Consider the following 15323-nt stretch of genomic DNA (forward strand, 5'->3'; position numbering starts at 1 on the left):
ATGAACTGGCTGACGCCCGCCGTCGTCGACATCATCATCGAAGTCATCAAGGCCATCGTCATCCTGCTCGCCGTGGTTGTCTGCGGCGCGCTGCTCAGCTGGGTCGAGCGTCGTCTGCTCGGCCTCTGGCAGGACCGCTACGGTCCGAACCGGGTCGGCCCCTTCGGGGCCTTCCAGCTCGGCGCCGACATGCTGAAGATGTTCTTCAAGGAAGACTGGACCCCGCCGTTCGCCGACAAGATGATCTTCACCCTCGCCCCCATGATCGCCATGGGTGCGCTGCTGGTGGCCTTCGTCGTCATCCCGATCACCCCGACCTGGGGCGTGGCGGACCTGAACATCGGCATCCTGTTCTTCTTCGCCATGGCCGGCCTGACCGTGTACGCGGTGCTGTTCGCCGGCTGGTCGAGCAACAACAAGTTCGCCCTCCTCGGCAGCCTGCGCGCGTCGGCCCAGACCATCTCCTACGAGGTGTTCCTGGCCCTGTCGCTGATGGGCATCGTGGCCCAGGTCGGCTCGTTCAGCCTGCGCGACATCGTCGATTACCAGGCCGAGCACATGTGGTTCATCATCCCGCAGTTCTTCGGTTTCATGACCTTCTTCGTCGCCGGCGTCGCCGTGACTCACCGTCACCCGTTCGACCAGCCCGAAGCCGAGCAGGAACTGGCCGACGGTTACCACATCGAGTACGCCGGCATGAAATGGGGCATGTTCTTCGTCGGCGAGTACATCGGCATCGTGCTGGTGTCCGCGCTGCTGGCAACCCTGTTCTTCGGCGGCTGGCACGGTCCCTTCGGCATCCTGCCGCAGATCCCGTTCATCTGGTTCGCCCTGAAAACCGGCTTCTTCATCATGATGTTCATTTTGCTGCGGGCCTCGATCCCACGCCCGCGCTATGACCAGGTGATGGCCTTCAGTTGGAAGTTCTGCCTCCCGCTGACCCTGATCAACCTGCTGGTGACCGGCGCTGTCGTGCTGGCCAGCCAGTAAGGAGTAGGACCATGATCAAGTACATTTTCGACGTGGTGCACGGCACCTACACCCAGCTGCGCAGCCTGGTGATGATCTTCGGTCACGCCTTCCGCAAGCGTGACACCCTGCAGTACCCGGAAGAGCCCGTGTACCTGCCGCCGCGCTACCGTGGCCGCATCGTGCTCACCCGCGACCCCGATGGCGAGGAGCGCTGCGTTGCGTGCAACCTGTGCGCCGTGGCCTGTCCGGTCGGCTGCATCTCCCTGCAGAAGGCCGAGACCGACGACGGTCGCTGGTACCCCGAGTTCTTCCGCATCAACTTCTCCCGCTGCATCTTCTGCGGCCTGTGCGAAGAAGCCTGCCCGACCACCGCGATCCAGCTGACCCCGGATTTCGAGATGGGCGAGTTCAAGCGCCAGGACCTGGTCTACGAGAAGGAAGACCTGCTGATCTCCGGCCCCGGCAAGAACCCGGACTACAACTTCTACCGCGTTGCCGGCATGGCCATCGCCGGCAAGCCCAAGGGCGCCGCGCAGAACGAGGCCGAACCGATCAACGTCAAGAGCCTGCTGCCGTAAGGAGACGTCGCGTGGAATTCGCTTTCTACTTCGCCGCCGGCGTCGCCGTGCTGGCAACCTTCCGGGTCATCACCAACAGCAACCCGGTGCATGCCCTGCTTTACCTCATCGTTTCGCTGCTCGCCGTATCGATGACCTTCTTCAGCCTCGGCGCCCCGTTCGCCGGCGCCCTGGAGATCATCGTCTACGCCGGCGCGATCATGGTGCTGTTCGTCTTCGTGGTGATGATGCTCAACCTCGGCCCGGCGATTGCCGAGCAGGAACGCAAGTGGCTCAAGCCTGGCGTCTGGGTCGGCCCCGGTGCGCTGTCGCTGGTGCTGATGGTCGAGCTGCTGTGGATGCTCTCGCGCACCCCGAGCGGCGCCGGCATCGGCCACACCGTCGTGGACGCCAAGGCCGTGGGCATCAGCCTGTTCGGCCCCTACCTGCTGGTCGTCGAACTGGCCTCGATGCTGCTGCTGGCGGCACTGGTCGCCGCCTACCACCTCGGCCGCCACGAAGCGAAGGAATAACACCATGAACACAATCCCTCTCGAACACGGACTGGCGCTCGCCGGTGTGCTGTTCTGCTTCGGCCTGGCAGGCCTGATGGTACGACGCAACATCCTGTTCGTACTGATGAGCCTGGAAGTGATGATGAACGCCGCCGCTCTGGCCTTCGTGGTCGCCGGTAGCCGCTGGGCCCAGCCCGACGGCCAGGTGATGTTCATCCTGGTGCTCAGCCTGGCCGCGGCCGAGGCGAGCATCGGCCTGGCGATCCTGCTCCAGCTGTATCGCCGCTTCCATACCCTCGATATCGACGCTGCAAGCGAGATGCGCGGATGAACCTGCTGCCCCTTACATTCCTGTTCCCTCTGGTCGGCTTCCTGCTGCTGTCTTTCTCCCGCGGCAGATGGTCGGAAAACTTCTCGGCACTGGTCGGTGTCGGCTCCGTGGGCCTCGCGGCCCTCTCCGCCTTCTGGGCGATCTGGAGCTTCCACAGCAACCCGCCCGAAGGTGGCGCCTACAGCCTGGTGCTGTGGCAATGGATGAGCGTTGGCGACTTCAACACCAACTTCACCCTGTATCTGGACGGTCTGTCGGTCACCATGCTCGGCGTGGTCACCGGCGTTGGCTTCCTGATCCACCTGTTCGCCTCCTGGTACATGCGTGGCGAGGCCGGCTATTCGCGGTTCTTCGCCTATACCAACCTGTTCATCGCCAGCATGCTGTTCCTGGTGCTGGGCGATAACCTGCTGTTCGTGTACTTCGGCTGGGAAGGCGTGGGCCTGTGCTCCTATCTGCTGATCGGCTTCTACTTCAACCACGTGCCCAACGGCAACGCGGCGCTGAAGGCCTTCATCGTGACCCGCGTGGGTGACGTGTTCTTCGCCATCGGCATGTTCATCCTGTTCCAGCATCTGGGCACGCTGAACATCCAGGAACTGCTGGTCCTGGCTCCGCAGCACTTCGCCAAGGGCGACCTGTGGATCAACCTGGCAGCCCTGATGCTGCTCGGCGGCGCCGTCGGCAAGTCCGCCCAGCTGCCTCTGCAGACCTGGCTGGCCGACGCGATGGCCGGCCCGACTCCGGTCTCCGCGCTGATCCACGCCGCCACCATGGTGACCGCGGGCGTCTACCTGATCGCCCGTTGCCACGGCCTGTTCGAGCTGGCTCCGAATGTCCTCGAGCTGGTCGGCATCGTCGGTGCCGTGACCCTGGTCCTGGCCGGCTTCGCCGCCCTGGTGCAGACCGACATCAAGCGCATCCTCGCCTACTCGACCATGAGCCAGATCGGCTACATGTTCCTGGCCCTGGGTGTTGGCGCCTGGGGTGGGGCGATCTTCCACCTGATGACCCACGCTTTCTTCAAGGCCCTGCTGTTCCTTGCCTCGGGTGCGGTGATCGTCGCCTGCCACCACGAGCAGAACATCTTCAAGATGGGTGGTCTGTGGAAGAAGCTGCCGCTGGCCTACGCGAGCTTCGTGGTCGGTGGCGCGGCCCTGGCCGCCCTGCCCTTCCTGACCGCCGGCTTCTACTCCAAGGACGAGATCCTCTGGGAAGCCTTCGCCAGCGGTCACCAGAACCTGCTGATCGCAGGTCTGGTCGGCGCGTTCATGACCTCGCTGTACACCTTCCGCCTGATCTTCATCGCCTTCCACGGCGAAGCGAAGACCGAGGCGCACGCCGGCCACGGCATCAGCCACTGGCTGCCGCTGGGAGTGCTGATCGTGCTGTCCACCTTCATCGGCGCGCTGATCACCCCGCCGCTGGCCGGTGTCCTGCCGGAAAGTGCCGGTCACGCCGGTGGTGAAGCCAAGCACAGCCTGGAAATCGCCTCGGGCGCCATCGCCATCGCCGGTATCCTGCTGGCAGGCCTGCTGTTCCTCGGCAAGCGCCGCTTCGTCAGCGCGCTCTCCCAGAGCGCGCCGGGCCGCTTCTTCGGCACCTGGTGGCTGCATGCCTGGGGCTTCGATTGGGTGTACGACAAGCTGTTCGTGAAACCCTACCTGCTGATCTGCCGCCTGCTGGCCGCGGACCCGGTCGACAAGTCGCTTGTCCTGGTCCCGCTCACCGCCCGTGGTGGTCACAAACTCCTCAGCCTCACCGAGAACGGCCGCCTGCGTTGGTACGCCGCTTCCCTGGTGGGCGGCGCCGCGCTGCTCCTCGGCGCGCTGCTGCTGGCTTAAAACTTCACGAATGAGATTGAGCCCGACATGATTCTGCCCTGGCTAATCCTGATCCCCTTCATCGGCGGCTTCCTTTGCTGGATCGCCGAGTCCACCAGCAAGACCCTGCCCCGCTGGGTCGCGCTGGGGTCGATGACCCTGACTCTCGCCCTGAGCCTTTGGGTGTGGCACACCGGCGACTTCCAACTGGCGCCCGCACCGGGTGGCGAGCCGCAATGGACCCTCGAGTTCAAGCTGGCCTGGATCGAGCGCTTCGGTATCAGCGTGCACCTGGCGATGGACGGCCTGTCCCTGCTGATGGTCGCCCTGACCGGTCTGCTCGGCGTGCTGTCCGTGCTCTGCTCCTGGAACGAGATCCAGCGCCGCATCGGTTTCTTCCACCTGAACCTGCTGTGGATCCTGGGCGGTGTGATCGGCGTGTTCCTGGCCGTCGACCTGTTCCTGTTCTTCTTCTTCTGGGAAATGATGCTGGTGCCGATGTACTTCCTCATCGCGCTCTGGGGTCATAGCTCGGACGACGGCAAGAAGACCCGCATCTACGCCGCCACCAAGTTCTTCATCTTCACCCAGGCCAGCGGCCTGGTGATGCTGGTGGCGATCCTGGGCCTGGTGTTCGTGCACTACAACAGCACCGGCGTGCTGACCTTCAACTACGCCGACCTGCTGAAGACCCAGATGCCGGAACACACCGAGTGGCTGCTGATGCTCGGCTTCTTCGTCGCCTTCGCGGTGAAGATGCCGGTGGTGCCGGTGCACTCCTGGCTGCCGGACGCCCACGCCCAGGCGCCGACCGCCGGTTCCGTGGACCTGGCCGGCATCCTGCTGAAGACCGCCGCCTACGGTCTGATCCGCTTCGCCCTGCCGCTGTTCCCCAACGCCTCGGCCGAGTTTGCCCCGGTGGCCATGACCCTGGGTCTGATCGGCATCTTCTACGGCGCCTTCCTGTCGTTCGCACAGACCGACATCAAGCGTCTGGTGGCCTACTCCTCCGTATCGCACATGGGCTTCGTCATCATCGGCATCTACTCCGGCAGCCCGCAGGCGCTGCAGGGCGTGGTGATCCAGATGATCGCCCACGGCCTCTCCGCCGCCGCGCTGTTCATCCTCTGTGGCCAGCTGTACGAGCGCCTGCACACCCGTGACATGCGCAAGATGGGTGGCCTGTGGTCGCGCATCCCGTACCTGCCGGCTGTAGCGCTGTTCTTCGCCATCGCGTCGCTGGGTCTGCCGGGCACCGGCAACTTCGTCGGCGAGTTCCTGATCCTGCTGGGCAGCTTCAAGGTCGTTCCGGTGATCACCGTGATCGCCACCTTCGGCCTGGTGTTCGGCTCGGTCTACTCGCTGATCATGATCCACCGCGCGTACTTCGGCCCGGCCAACTCCGACACCGCCATCGCCGGCCTGAACGCCCGCGAGCTGCTCATGGTGCTCGGCCTGGCGGTGCTGCTGATCGTGCTCGGCGTCTACCCGCAGCCGGTCCTCGACACCTCCGCGGCAACCATGCACGGCGTCCAGCAATGGCTGGGTGCCGCCCTCTCCACCCTGGCAGCACGGTAAGCGCGACATGACCTTCACGATCCAACACTTCATCGCGCTCCTGCCGCTGCTCATCACCAGCGCCACCCTGGTGGTGGTGATGCTCGCCGTGGCCTGGAAGCGTAACCACTCGATGACCGCCACCCTCTCGGTGATCGGTCTGAACCTGGCGCTGCTGTCGATCCTGCCGGTGCTGAAAGTCACCCCGATCGAAGTCACCCCGCTGATGGTGATCGACAACTTCGCCTGCTTCTACATGGCGCTGGTCCTGATCGGCGCCCTGGCCTGCACCACGCTCGCCCACGCCTACATGGAGAGCTACCCGGGCAACCGCGAGGAGCTCTACCTGCTCCTGCTGCTGTCCACCGCGGGCGGCCTGGTGCTGGTCAGCGCACAGAACCTGGCCGGCCTGTTCATCGGCCTGGAACTGCTGTCGGTGCCGGTCTACGGCATGGTGGCCTACGCCTTCTTCAACAAGCGCACCCTGGAAGCGGGCATCAAGTACACCGTACTGTCCGCCGCCGGCTCCGCCTTCCTGCTGTTCGGCATGGCCCTGCTCTACGCCGAATCCGGCAGCCTGGGCTTCTCGGCCATCGGCGCGTCCCTGGCCGAGGGCACCAGCCACGGCCCGCTGCTGTCCATCGGCGTCGGCATGATGGTGGTCGGTCTGGGCTTCAAGCTGTCGCTGGCACCGTTCCACCTGTGGACCCCGGACGTCTACGAAGGCGCCCCGGCCCCGGTGGCCGCATTCCTCGCAACCACCAGCAAGGTCGCCGTGTTCGCCGTGCTGCTGCGCCTGTTCCAGATCGCTCCGGCGGCCCTGAACAACGGCCTGCTGCATGACGCCATCGCGGTCATCGCCATCGCCTCGATCCTGATCGGTAACCTGCTGGCGCTGACCCAGAGCAACATCAAGCGCCTGCTCGGCTACTCCTCGATCGCCCACTTCGGCTACCTGCTGATCGCCCTGGTGGCGAGCAAGGGCCTGGCCGTGGAAGCGGTCGGCGTCTACCTGACCACCTACGTGGTCACCACCCTGGGCGCCTTCGGCGTGGTCACCCTGATGTCCACTCCGTACAGCGGCCGCGACGCCGACGCCCTGTTCGAGTACCGCGGCCTGTTCTGGCGCCGTCCGGTGCTGACCGCGGTGATGACCGTGATGATGCTGTCCCTGGCCGGCATCCCGCTGACCGCCGGCTTCATCGGCAAGTTCTACATCGTCGCCACCGGCGTCGAGTCCCACCTGTGGTGGCTGGTCGGCGCTCTGGTACTGGGCAGCGCCATCGGCCTGTACTACTACCTGCGCGTCATGGTGACCATGTTCCTGGTCGAACCGAACATGAAGCGCCACGACGCCCCCCTGGACTGGGCCCAGCGCGCCGGCGGCATCATGCTGGTGGCCATCGCCCTGCTCGCCTTCTTCCTCGGCGTGTACCCGCAGCCGCTGCTGGACATCCTCCAGCACAGCGGCCTGGTAGCCATCGCCGGCTGAGGTCGACAGGTAATAAAAACCCCGCTTCGGCGGGGTTTTTATTGGGCGCGACTCACTCGGCCGCAGACCGCTTTTCGTAGGACCGAGGGGGACGCCCAGTCCTTGCTCGCGAACGGTATTTCAGGAACGCACGGCGTTATGCGGTTCGCGAGCAAGCTCGCTCCTACAAGAACCTACGCCTCCTCCACGACTCTACTTGAACAGATACGGGAACGAAGGGCGTATAATCGCGAACGGTCATACGCCCCATGCACTCCCCTACTCAGCCTTCGACTCATTCAATTCGCGCCCAGTGAACAGATCCCACGACGCGATGAACAGCGCCGCGATCAGCGGACCGATGACGAAGCCGTTGAGGCCGAACAGCGACATGCCGCCAAGGGTGGAAATCAGCACCACGTAGTCCGGCATCTTGGTGTCCTTGCCCACCAGGATCGGGCGCAGGATGTTGTCCACCAGGCCGATCACCAGCACGCAGAACAGCGTCAGCACCACTCCCTGCCAGATTGCCCCGGTGAGCAGGAAGTAGGCGGCCACCGGCACCCAGATCAGCCCCGCACCGATGGCTGGCAACAGCGAGAGGAACGCCATCAGCGTGCCCCACAGCAGCGAGCCCTGAATACCGAGGAACCAGAAGATCAGCCCGCCCAGCGCACCCTGGGTCGCGGCCACGGCGATGTTGCCCTTCACCGTGGCGCGAATGACCGTGGTGAACTTGGTGAACAGGTGCTGCTTGTGTTCACCGCTCAGCGGCACCGCCTGCTTGATGCGGCGCCCCAGCGCCGGGCCGTCGCGCAGGAGGAAGAACAGCAGGTAGAGCATGATGCCGAAGCTGATGACGAATTCGAAGGTGTTCTGGCCGATGCTGAAAGCCTTGGTGGCGACCAGTTGACTCGCCTGCATCGCTCCCGCGGACAGCTTCTCCTGCAGGCTGGAAAGGTCCGTCAGGTCGAAACGCTCCAACCACGGGTGCACCCAATCCGGCAGCGCGGCCATGACCTGCTGGAAATAGGTGACGAAGTTCAGTTCGCCCGACTTCAGGCGCTGGTACACAGTGGCGCCCTCCTGCACCAGCGCACCGGCGATGAAGGTCATCGGCAGGATCACGATCAGCAGGCAGATCGTCAGCGAGATCAGCGCCGCGAGGTTGTTGCGCCCATGCAGGCGCACCCGCAGGCGGCGCTGCAGCGGGGCGAAGATGATCGCCAGGATGGTGCCCCAGAACACCGCGCCATAGAACGGCAACAGCAGCCAGGCGAAGGCGATGGTGACCACCGCCAGGAGAAGCAGGAACGTCCGGTATTCCAGTTTAGATTCGAGCATGAGCAGGTCCGGAGGAAGGGGGCAACCTGCTCATTAGTCAGCAGTTGGCCTGCCGAGTGCAACTTTCTGCGGTGCGCCGCCGCTCTTACAGCACCATCGCCGCTACCCAGCCGAAGGCCAGCAGCGGCAGGTTGTAGTGCAGGAAGGTCGGCACTACGGTGTCCCAGATGTGATTGTGCTGCCCGTCCACGTTGAGGCCGGAGGTGGGCCCCAGGGTGGAGTCCGACGCTGGCGATCCCGCATCCCCCAGGGCGCCGGCCGTGCCGACGATACTGACGATGGCCAGCGGGCTGAAGCCCAGTTGCACCGCCAGCGGGACGAAGATGGCCGCGATGATCGGCACCGTGGAGAAGGACGAACCGATCCCCATCGTCACCAGCAGCCCCACCAGCAGCATGAGGAACGCACCCCAGGCCTTGCTATGGCCGATCCAGGCGGCCGCTGCTTCCACCAGGGTGGAGACCTGCCCGCTCGCCTTCATCACCTCGGCGAAACCGGCGGCGGCGATCATGATGAAACCGATCATCGCCATCATTTTCATGCCCTCGGTGAACAGGTCGTCCGCCTCTTTCCAGCGCACCACGCCGGACAGGGAAAACACCAGGAAACCCACCAGCGCGCCGAGGATCATCGAGTCCAGCCACAGCTGGATGACGAATGCCGCCACCACCGCCACCCCGGCCACCGCCAGGCTCATCGGGCTGTAGGGCGTGCCCACCCGCTCGGCCTGCTCGATGCGCTCCAGGTCATAGCCGCGCGGGCGCCGGTAACTGAACAGCACCGCGATCAGCAGGCCGCAAACCATGCCCAGCGCCGGGATGAGCATGGCCCGGCTGACGTCCACGCCACTGACATCCACACCGCTGCGCGCGACGTTGGCCAGCAGGATCTCGTTGAGGAAGATGTTGCCGAACCCCACCGGCAGGAACATGTAGGGCGTGATCAGGCCGAAGGTGATCACGCAGGCGATCAGCCGGCGGTCGATCTGCAGGCGAGTCAGCACGTAGAGCAGCGGCGGCACCAGCAGCGGAATGAAGGCGATGTGGATCGGCAGCAGGTTCTGCGAGGAGATCGCCACCAGCAGCAGAAGTCCGATCAGCAACCATTTGAAGCCGGCGGGAGCCGTGTCTTCGTGCCGCCCAAGCAGCGCCAGCACGCGGTCGGCGAGCGCATGGGCCATGCCGGAGCGCGCGATGGCCACCGCGAATGCCCCCAGCATCGCGTAGGACAGCGCTACCGTCGCGCCACCACCCAGGCCGGCGTTGAACGCCTTGAGCGTCCCCTCCATGCCCAGGCCACCGAGCAACCCGCCCGCTACCGCGCCGGCGATCAGCGCCACCACCACATGCACGCGGCACAGGCTCAGCACCAGCATCAAGCCAACGGCGATCAGCACCGCATTCATCTCATCACTCCTCCACAGCCAAGTCCGCCCGTCTCAGGGCGGGCAAAAGGCGCGTACTCTGCCGAACCCCATCCGGCCTGTCAAAAAGCCAGTCGAATCAAGGTCTTTCATGCCACGAACGACGCATTCCCGACAGGATTTTCGCCTTGCTGAGCACGCTTTTTGCTGAAAAACCGCTGCCCTTCGACTGGGCACACCAGAATCGCCTGTTTTCTGGCGTTTCATCCTGTTATCGATCAAGACGGGGCCGAAAATGCCGATAACCCGGTAGCCCCAAGGTTTCCTGCTCAAGGACATAACCATGCTTCTCCGCCGCCTTTCCATCCAATGGAAGATCACGCTGCTCGCCGGTCTCTGCCTGCTTGGCGTGGTATCGCTGTTGTCCGGCCTTTCCGTGTTCCGCACCCAGTACAGCACCGCGCTGGTCAAGGAATCCAGCACCCGCATGCTCGACGAAGCCGCCCAGGCACGCCTGCAATCGCGCGGCGAAGTCCAGGCCATGCGCATCCAGCGCTACATCATGGACGCCTACCAGTACGGCAAAGGCTTCTCCCGGCAAGTGCTGTTCCTGCGCGACCAGGCGCAAAAGCGCTTCCTCGACGCCTACGACCTGCGCGAAGACCTCACCCGCCAGGTAAAAACCGCCCTGGAAGGCAACCCCGAACTGCTCGGGCTCTACGTCACCTTCGAACCCAACGCCCTGGACGGCAAGGACACGCTGTTCGCCGGCCAGGCCGAGCTGGGCAGCAACGACGCCGGACGCTTCTCGCTTTACTGGTCACAGTCCACGCCAGGCAAGCTCGAATCCGAGTCGATGAACGAAGACATGCTCGCCGACACCACCCCCGGCCCAAGCGGCGCGGCCTACAACGCGTGGTTCACCTGCCCCAAGACCAGTGGCCAAGCCTGCGTGCTCGATCCCTATTTCGACGAGGTCGGCGACCGCCAGGTACTGATGACCAGCATCGCCTTCCCCCTGGAGCTGGACGGCAGGATCGTCGGCGTGATGGGTCTGGACATCGGCCTGGACAAGCTGCAGGAGATCAGCCGCCAGGGTAGCCAGGAACTGTACGACGGCCAGGGCAAGGTCAGCATTGTCAGCGCCGCCGGCCTGCTCGCCGGACACAGCGCCGACGCCAGCCGGCTGGGCAAGAAATTGCAGGAGATCTATCCGGAGCAAGGGGCGCAGCTGCTGCAGTCCATCGCCGCCAACCGCAAGCAGGTGCTACGCCAGGACGATCAGTTGCGGGTCATCGAGCCGCTGCAACCGATTCCCGGCTCCAAGCCCTGGGGTGTCCTGCTCGAAGTGCCGCAGCAGACCCTGCTCGGCCCGGCCATCGCCCTGCAACAGCAGCTCGACGAGCAGCGCACGCAGGGCACCCTCTCCCAGCTCGGCTTCGGCCTGATCGCGGTGCTCATCGGCCTGTTCGCCATGTGGCTCACCGCCCGTGGCGTGACCCGGCCGATCCTCGACGTCGCCGCCATGCTGCGCAATATCGCCAGCGGCGAAGGCGACCTGACCACGCGCCTGAACTATTCGGGCAGGGATGAACTGGGCGAGCTGGCCGGCTGGTTCAACCGCTTCCTCGACAAGCTGCAACCGATCATCCGCGACGTGAAATCCTCCGTGCAGGACGCCCGCGCCACCGCCGACCAATCCTCGGAGATCGCCAGCCAGACCAGCGCCGGCATGCAGCAGCAGTTCCGCGAAGTCGACCAGGTCGCCACCGCCTCGCAAGAGATGAGCGCCACCGCCCATGACGTCGCCAACAGCGCGGCGATGGCCGCCGAGGCCGCCCGTGGCGCCGATGGCGCGACCCGCGATGGCCTCAGCGTGATCGACAACACCACGCGCATGATCGACGAACTGGCCAGCGACATGAGCAGCGCCATGAATCAGGTCGAAGGGTTGGCGGCGAGCAGCGAGCAGATCGGCTCGGTGCTGGACGTGATCCGTGGCATCGCCGAGCAGACCAACCTGCTGGCGCTCAATGCGGCCATCGAAGCGGCTCGCGCGGGTGAAGCCGGGCGTGGTTTCGCGGTGGTCGCCGACGAAGTACGCAACCTCGCCCGGCGCACCCAGGATTCGGTGGAGGAAATCCGCCAGGTGATCGAAGGCTTGCAGAGCGGCACCCGCGACGTGGTCGGCGCGATGAACAACAGTCATCGCCAGGCGCAGGACAGCGTTTCGCAGGTCGAGCAGGCCGTGGCCGCGCTCCAGCGCATCGGCGAGGCGGTCAGCGTGATCACCGACATGAACCTGCAGATCGCCAGCGCCGCCGAGGAACAGAGCGCGGTGGCCGAGGAGATCAACCGCAACGTGGCGGGCATTCGCGACGTGACCGAATCGCTGTCCAGCCAGGCGCAGGAATCGGCGCAGGTCAGCCAGTCGCTGAACCAGTTGGCGAACCATCAGCAGGGGTTGATGGATCAGTTCCGGGTTTGACGCCAGAGCCGCTTTCGTAGGAGCGGAGCTTCTCCGCGAAACCCCGGCGCAGCCGGGACATGGTTCAGACGGCGACGCCGACGTTCGGGCTGGTTCGCGAGCAAGCTCGCTCCTACAGGGGAAACTCGGCGCGCTCTTCGTAGGACCGAGGGGGACGCCCAGTCCTTGCTCGCGAACCGCACGGCACCCATCGCGGACAGAGTCCGCTCCTACAAAAACCGGAATCACGCCACCCGACGCGGCAACTCGATCACCACGCGCAATCCACCCAACTCGCTCGCCTCCAGCCTCAGGCCACCGCCACACGCCGCCGCGATATCCCGCGCGATGCCCAAGCCCAGGCCATGCCCCGCAACCTGCTCGTCCAGCCGCGTGCCACGCTCCAGTACGCTGTCACGCTGCTCCTCGGCGATGCCAGGGCCATCATCATCCACGCTCAGAAGATAGCGATCGGCGCCCTTCTCCACTGTCAGCCGCACCTGGCCGTCCGCCCACTTGCAGGCGTTGTCCAGCAGGTTGCCCAGCATCTCCAGCAGGTCCTCACGGTCGAACGGCAGCCGCAGGCCGGGCGTCGCGTTCCAGTCGATCCGCAGGTGCTCGCCATGAATCAGCCGCAGCATCTCGCACAGGCTGGGCAGTTCGGCATCGCAGTCGAAATGCGCGCCGGGCAGCGCTTCTCCCACCAGACGCGCCCGCCCCAGCTCGCGGGCCAGGCGCTGCTCGATCTGCTCCAACTGATCCTGCAGCACACGGCGCAACTCCGGGTGCTCATGCAGCTCGGCGCGATCGGCAAGGCTGATCAGGACCGCCAACGGCGTTTTCAAGGCATGGCCGAGGTTACCCAGCGCGTTGCGCGAGCGGCGCAGGGTATCCTCGGTGTGCTGCAACAGGTGGTTGACCTGATCCACCAGCGGTTCCAGCTCCTGCGGTACCTGGCGGTCCAACTGGCTGCGCCGCCCCTCCTGCAACTGCGCGATCTGCTGGCGCACCCGTTCCAGCGGACGTAGCGCACGACGCACGGCGAAGCCCTGGAAGACCAGGATCAGCAGCAACGCCACCCCGCCGGCGCCCAGGCCGATGTTGCGCAGGCGATTGAAGCTCTTGAGGATCGGCGTGTAATCCTGCGCCACGACAATCCTCAGTTTCTTGCCATAGCGCTTGTAGTCGCCGCGATAGACCAGCAGGCGCTGCCCCTCCGGGCCCTTTTCCAGGTCACGGGCCAGGCCCTTGTGCGACGGCAGATCCAGCTCGCGGTCCCACAGGGAACGGGAGCGCCAGGTGACGTCATCGAAGCGGATGACGAAATAGCGTCCGGAGAACAGCCGCTCGTAGACGGCATCCACCCGCTGGCTGTCCAGTTGCAGCCCGGCCGGGCCGCGCATGATGCCCACCAGCAGGCTTTCCGCCTCGTCCTGCAGGCCGTTGGCGAGATAGCGGCGCAACCCCTGGTCGAACAGCCAGAGCCCGGTCTGCGCCAGCGCCAGGCCGATCACCACCAGCACCACGCCGAGCCCGAGGCCGAGCCGGCGCTGGATCGACATCAACGGGCGGCTCCGCCGGCATTGCCGGTGAAGCGGTATCCCTGCCCACGGCGGGTCTCGATGATCTCGCGGCCCAGCTTGCGGCGCAGGTGGTTGATATGCACCTCGATGACGTTGGAGTCGCGCTCCGTCTCGCCGTCATAGAGGTGCTCCGCGAGGTGGGACTTCGACAGCAACTGCCCGGGATGCAGCATGAAGTAGCGCAGCAGGCGGAACTCGGCGGAAGTCAGATCGACGTCCTTGCCGCCCTGCTGCACGCACTGCCGCGCCTCGTCCAGGCTCAGCCCCGCCACCTCCAGCTGGCTCTGGTTGGCCAGGCCACGGGCACGGCGCAGCAGCGCCTGGATGCGCAGCAGTAGCTCTTCGGGATGGAATGGCTTGGTGAGGTAGTCGTCGGCGCCAGCCTTCAAGCCGTCGATGCGCTCGGCCCAGGAACCGCGCGCGGTGAGGATCAGCACTGGCGTTGCCAGCCCCATGCCGCGCCATTCGCGCAGCACATCCAGTCCTGGACGCCCCGGCAGGCCGAGGTCGAGAACGATCAGGTCATAGGGCTCGCTGGCGCCCTGCACGGCGGCATCGCGGCCGTCGGCCAGCCAGTCGACGGCATAGCCCTGGCGCGTCAGGGCGGCCAGCAGTTCATCGGCCAGGGGGACGTGGTCTTCCACCAGCAGCAGGCGCATCAGTCGTCTTCCTTATCCTTGAGGATGCGACCGTCGCGGGCATCCAGTTCCAGTTCGCGCACCACGCCATCGACGGTGAGCAACTCCACCTCGTAGACATAGGCGTCGTGTTCCTTCTCCAGCTCCGCCTCCAGCAACTTCGAACCGGGATAGCGGGCCTGGGCGATGGGCAGGATTTCCTCGAACGGGCGGATCACGCCCTCACGGCTCAGCCGCAGGGCCTCGTCCTGGCTCAGGTCATGGGCCTGCGCGGCGCCGGCCGACAGGGCGAGCGCAACGGCCAGCAGGGCCACGCGCGGCAAATCGATCTTCATCAGTCGTCCTGGCGATCCTTGATGACTGCACCGCTCACCGCATCGAGTTCGACATCCCATTTCACGCCCTGGGCGTCCTTGATATCGACCTTGTAGAGGTAGCGGCCATGTTCCAGCTCAAGCTCGCTATCGTACACCGTTCCGCCCGGATGCTTGCCCAGCGCGGTCTGGTTGAGCGCTTCGAAATCGCGGATGGTGCCGGCATCGCGCAGACGCAGCGCCTCGTCCGGTCCAACGTCGTGGGCCATCGCCGTGGCGGCGCCAAGCAGCAGCGCGGTGGCGGCGGTGAGGATGATCAGCGGTTTCATGGGCAAACACCTCGTCTGAAATAGCATCGTCCTCAGACTAAGGTGAAGGACTTAATTCA

Annotated in this window: 14 protein-coding genes; 8 read left to right on the plus strand and 6 right to left on the minus strand. The window is 65.2% G+C overall.

From position 1 onward, the window contains the following. The 7 genes from nuoH to nuoN are packed head-to-tail and all read left to right on the plus strand — an operon-like array spanning position 1 to position 7247. On the plus strand, positions 1–990 hold the full coding sequence (gene nuoH, locus ACYCAX_RS01040; protein ID WP_015477482.1) for an NADH-quinone oxidoreductase subunit NuoH: 990 nt from the start codon (positions 1–3) through the stop codon (positions 988–990). 11 nt (positions 991–1001) lie between these two features. Beyond that, positions 1002–1550 (plus strand): NADH-quinone oxidoreductase subunit NuoI, encoded by a 549-nt coding sequence (nuoI, locus tag ACYCAX_RS01045; RefSeq protein ID WP_015477483.1) that lies wholly within the window; start codon positions 1002–1004, stop codon positions 1548–1550. An 11-nt stretch (positions 1551–1561) separates the two neighbouring features. Further along, on the plus strand, positions 1562–2062 hold the full coding sequence (nuoJ, locus tag ACYCAX_RS01050; RefSeq protein ID WP_015477484.1) for an NADH-quinone oxidoreductase subunit J: 501 nt from the start codon (positions 1562–1564) through the stop codon (positions 2060–2062). A gap of 4 nt (positions 2063–2066) precedes the next feature. Continuing rightward, positions 2067–2375, plus strand: a complete 309-nt coding sequence (gene nuoK, locus ACYCAX_RS01055; RefSeq protein WP_015477485.1) for an NADH-quinone oxidoreductase subunit NuoK — start codon at positions 2067–2069, stop codon at positions 2373–2375. Continuing rightward, positions 2372–4219: an NADH-quinone oxidoreductase subunit L gene (gene nuoL, locus ACYCAX_RS01060; RefSeq protein WP_460247253.1), complete on the plus strand. Its 1848-nt coding sequence runs from the start codon at positions 2372–2374 to the stop codon at positions 4217–4219. Before nuoK ends, nuoL begins: the two co-directional genes overlap by 4 nt. 27 nt (positions 4220–4246) lie before the next feature. Continuing rightward, a complete protein-coding gene (gene nuoM, locus ACYCAX_RS01065) occupies positions 4247–5776 on the plus strand; it encodes an NADH-quinone oxidoreductase subunit M (protein WP_460247254.1) in 1530 nt (509 codons plus the stop codon). Between the two features lie 7 nt (positions 5777–5783). Further along, entirely contained in the window at positions 5784–7247 is a 1464-nt protein-coding gene (nuoN, locus tag ACYCAX_RS01070; protein ID WP_015477488.1) for an NADH-quinone oxidoreductase subunit NuoN, read from the plus strand. 258 nt (positions 7248–7505) lie between these two features. Here nuoN and ACYCAX_RS01075 read toward each other — a convergent pair whose 3' ends face one another. Continuing rightward, complete coding sequence (locus tag ACYCAX_RS01075; protein WP_015477489.1) at positions 7506–8570, minus strand: AI-2E family transporter; 1065 nt, start codon at positions 8568–8570, stop codon at positions 7506–7508. Positions 8571–8655: 85 nt separating this feature from the next. After that, positions 8656–9975 carry a Na+/H+ antiporter family protein gene (locus ACYCAX_RS01080; protein ID WP_015477490.1) on the minus strand — a complete coding sequence of 440 codons (1320 nt, stop codon included), beginning with the start codon at positions 9973–9975 and terminating at the stop codon, positions 8656–8658. A gap of 301 nt (positions 9976–10276) precedes the next feature. Between ACYCAX_RS01080 and ACYCAX_RS01085 the strand changes: the two genes are divergently transcribed. Continuing rightward, positions 10277–12421, plus strand: a complete 2145-nt coding sequence (locus ACYCAX_RS01085; RefSeq protein WP_460247255.1) for a methyl-accepting chemotaxis protein — start codon at positions 10277–10279, stop codon at positions 12419–12421. A 224-nt stretch (positions 12422–12645) separates the two neighbouring features. On the opposite strand, the gene ACYCAX_RS01090 is transcribed toward ACYCAX_RS01085, so the two are convergent. From ACYCAX_RS01090 to ACYCAX_RS01105, 4 genes are read right to left on the minus strand one after another with little or no spacing between them, the layout of a single operon-like run. Then, a complete protein-coding gene (locus ACYCAX_RS01090; RefSeq protein ID WP_460247256.1) occupies positions 12646–13965 on the minus strand; it encodes an ATP-binding protein in 1320 nt (439 codons plus the stop codon). Beyond that, positions 13962–14642 (minus strand): response regulator transcription factor, encoded by a 681-nt coding sequence (locus ACYCAX_RS01095; protein WP_015477493.1) that lies wholly within the window; start codon positions 14640–14642, stop codon positions 13962–13964. The genes ACYCAX_RS01090 and ACYCAX_RS01095 overlap by 4 nt, the downstream gene beginning before the upstream one ends. Continuing rightward, complete coding sequence (locus ACYCAX_RS01100; RefSeq protein WP_015477494.1) at positions 14642–14956, minus strand: PepSY domain-containing protein; 315 nt, start codon at positions 14954–14956, stop codon at positions 14642–14644. Before ACYCAX_RS01100 ends, ACYCAX_RS01095 begins: the two co-directional genes overlap by 1 nt. After that, positions 14956–15264 carry a PepSY domain-containing protein gene (locus ACYCAX_RS01105; RefSeq protein WP_015477495.1) on the minus strand — a complete coding sequence of 103 codons (309 nt, stop codon included), beginning with the start codon at positions 15262–15264 and terminating at the stop codon, positions 14956–14958. The genes ACYCAX_RS01100 and ACYCAX_RS01105 overlap by 1 nt, the downstream gene beginning before the upstream one ends. Positions 15265–15323: the final 59 nt, after the last annotated feature.

The organism is Pseudomonas sp. MT3, assembly GCF_054720805.1.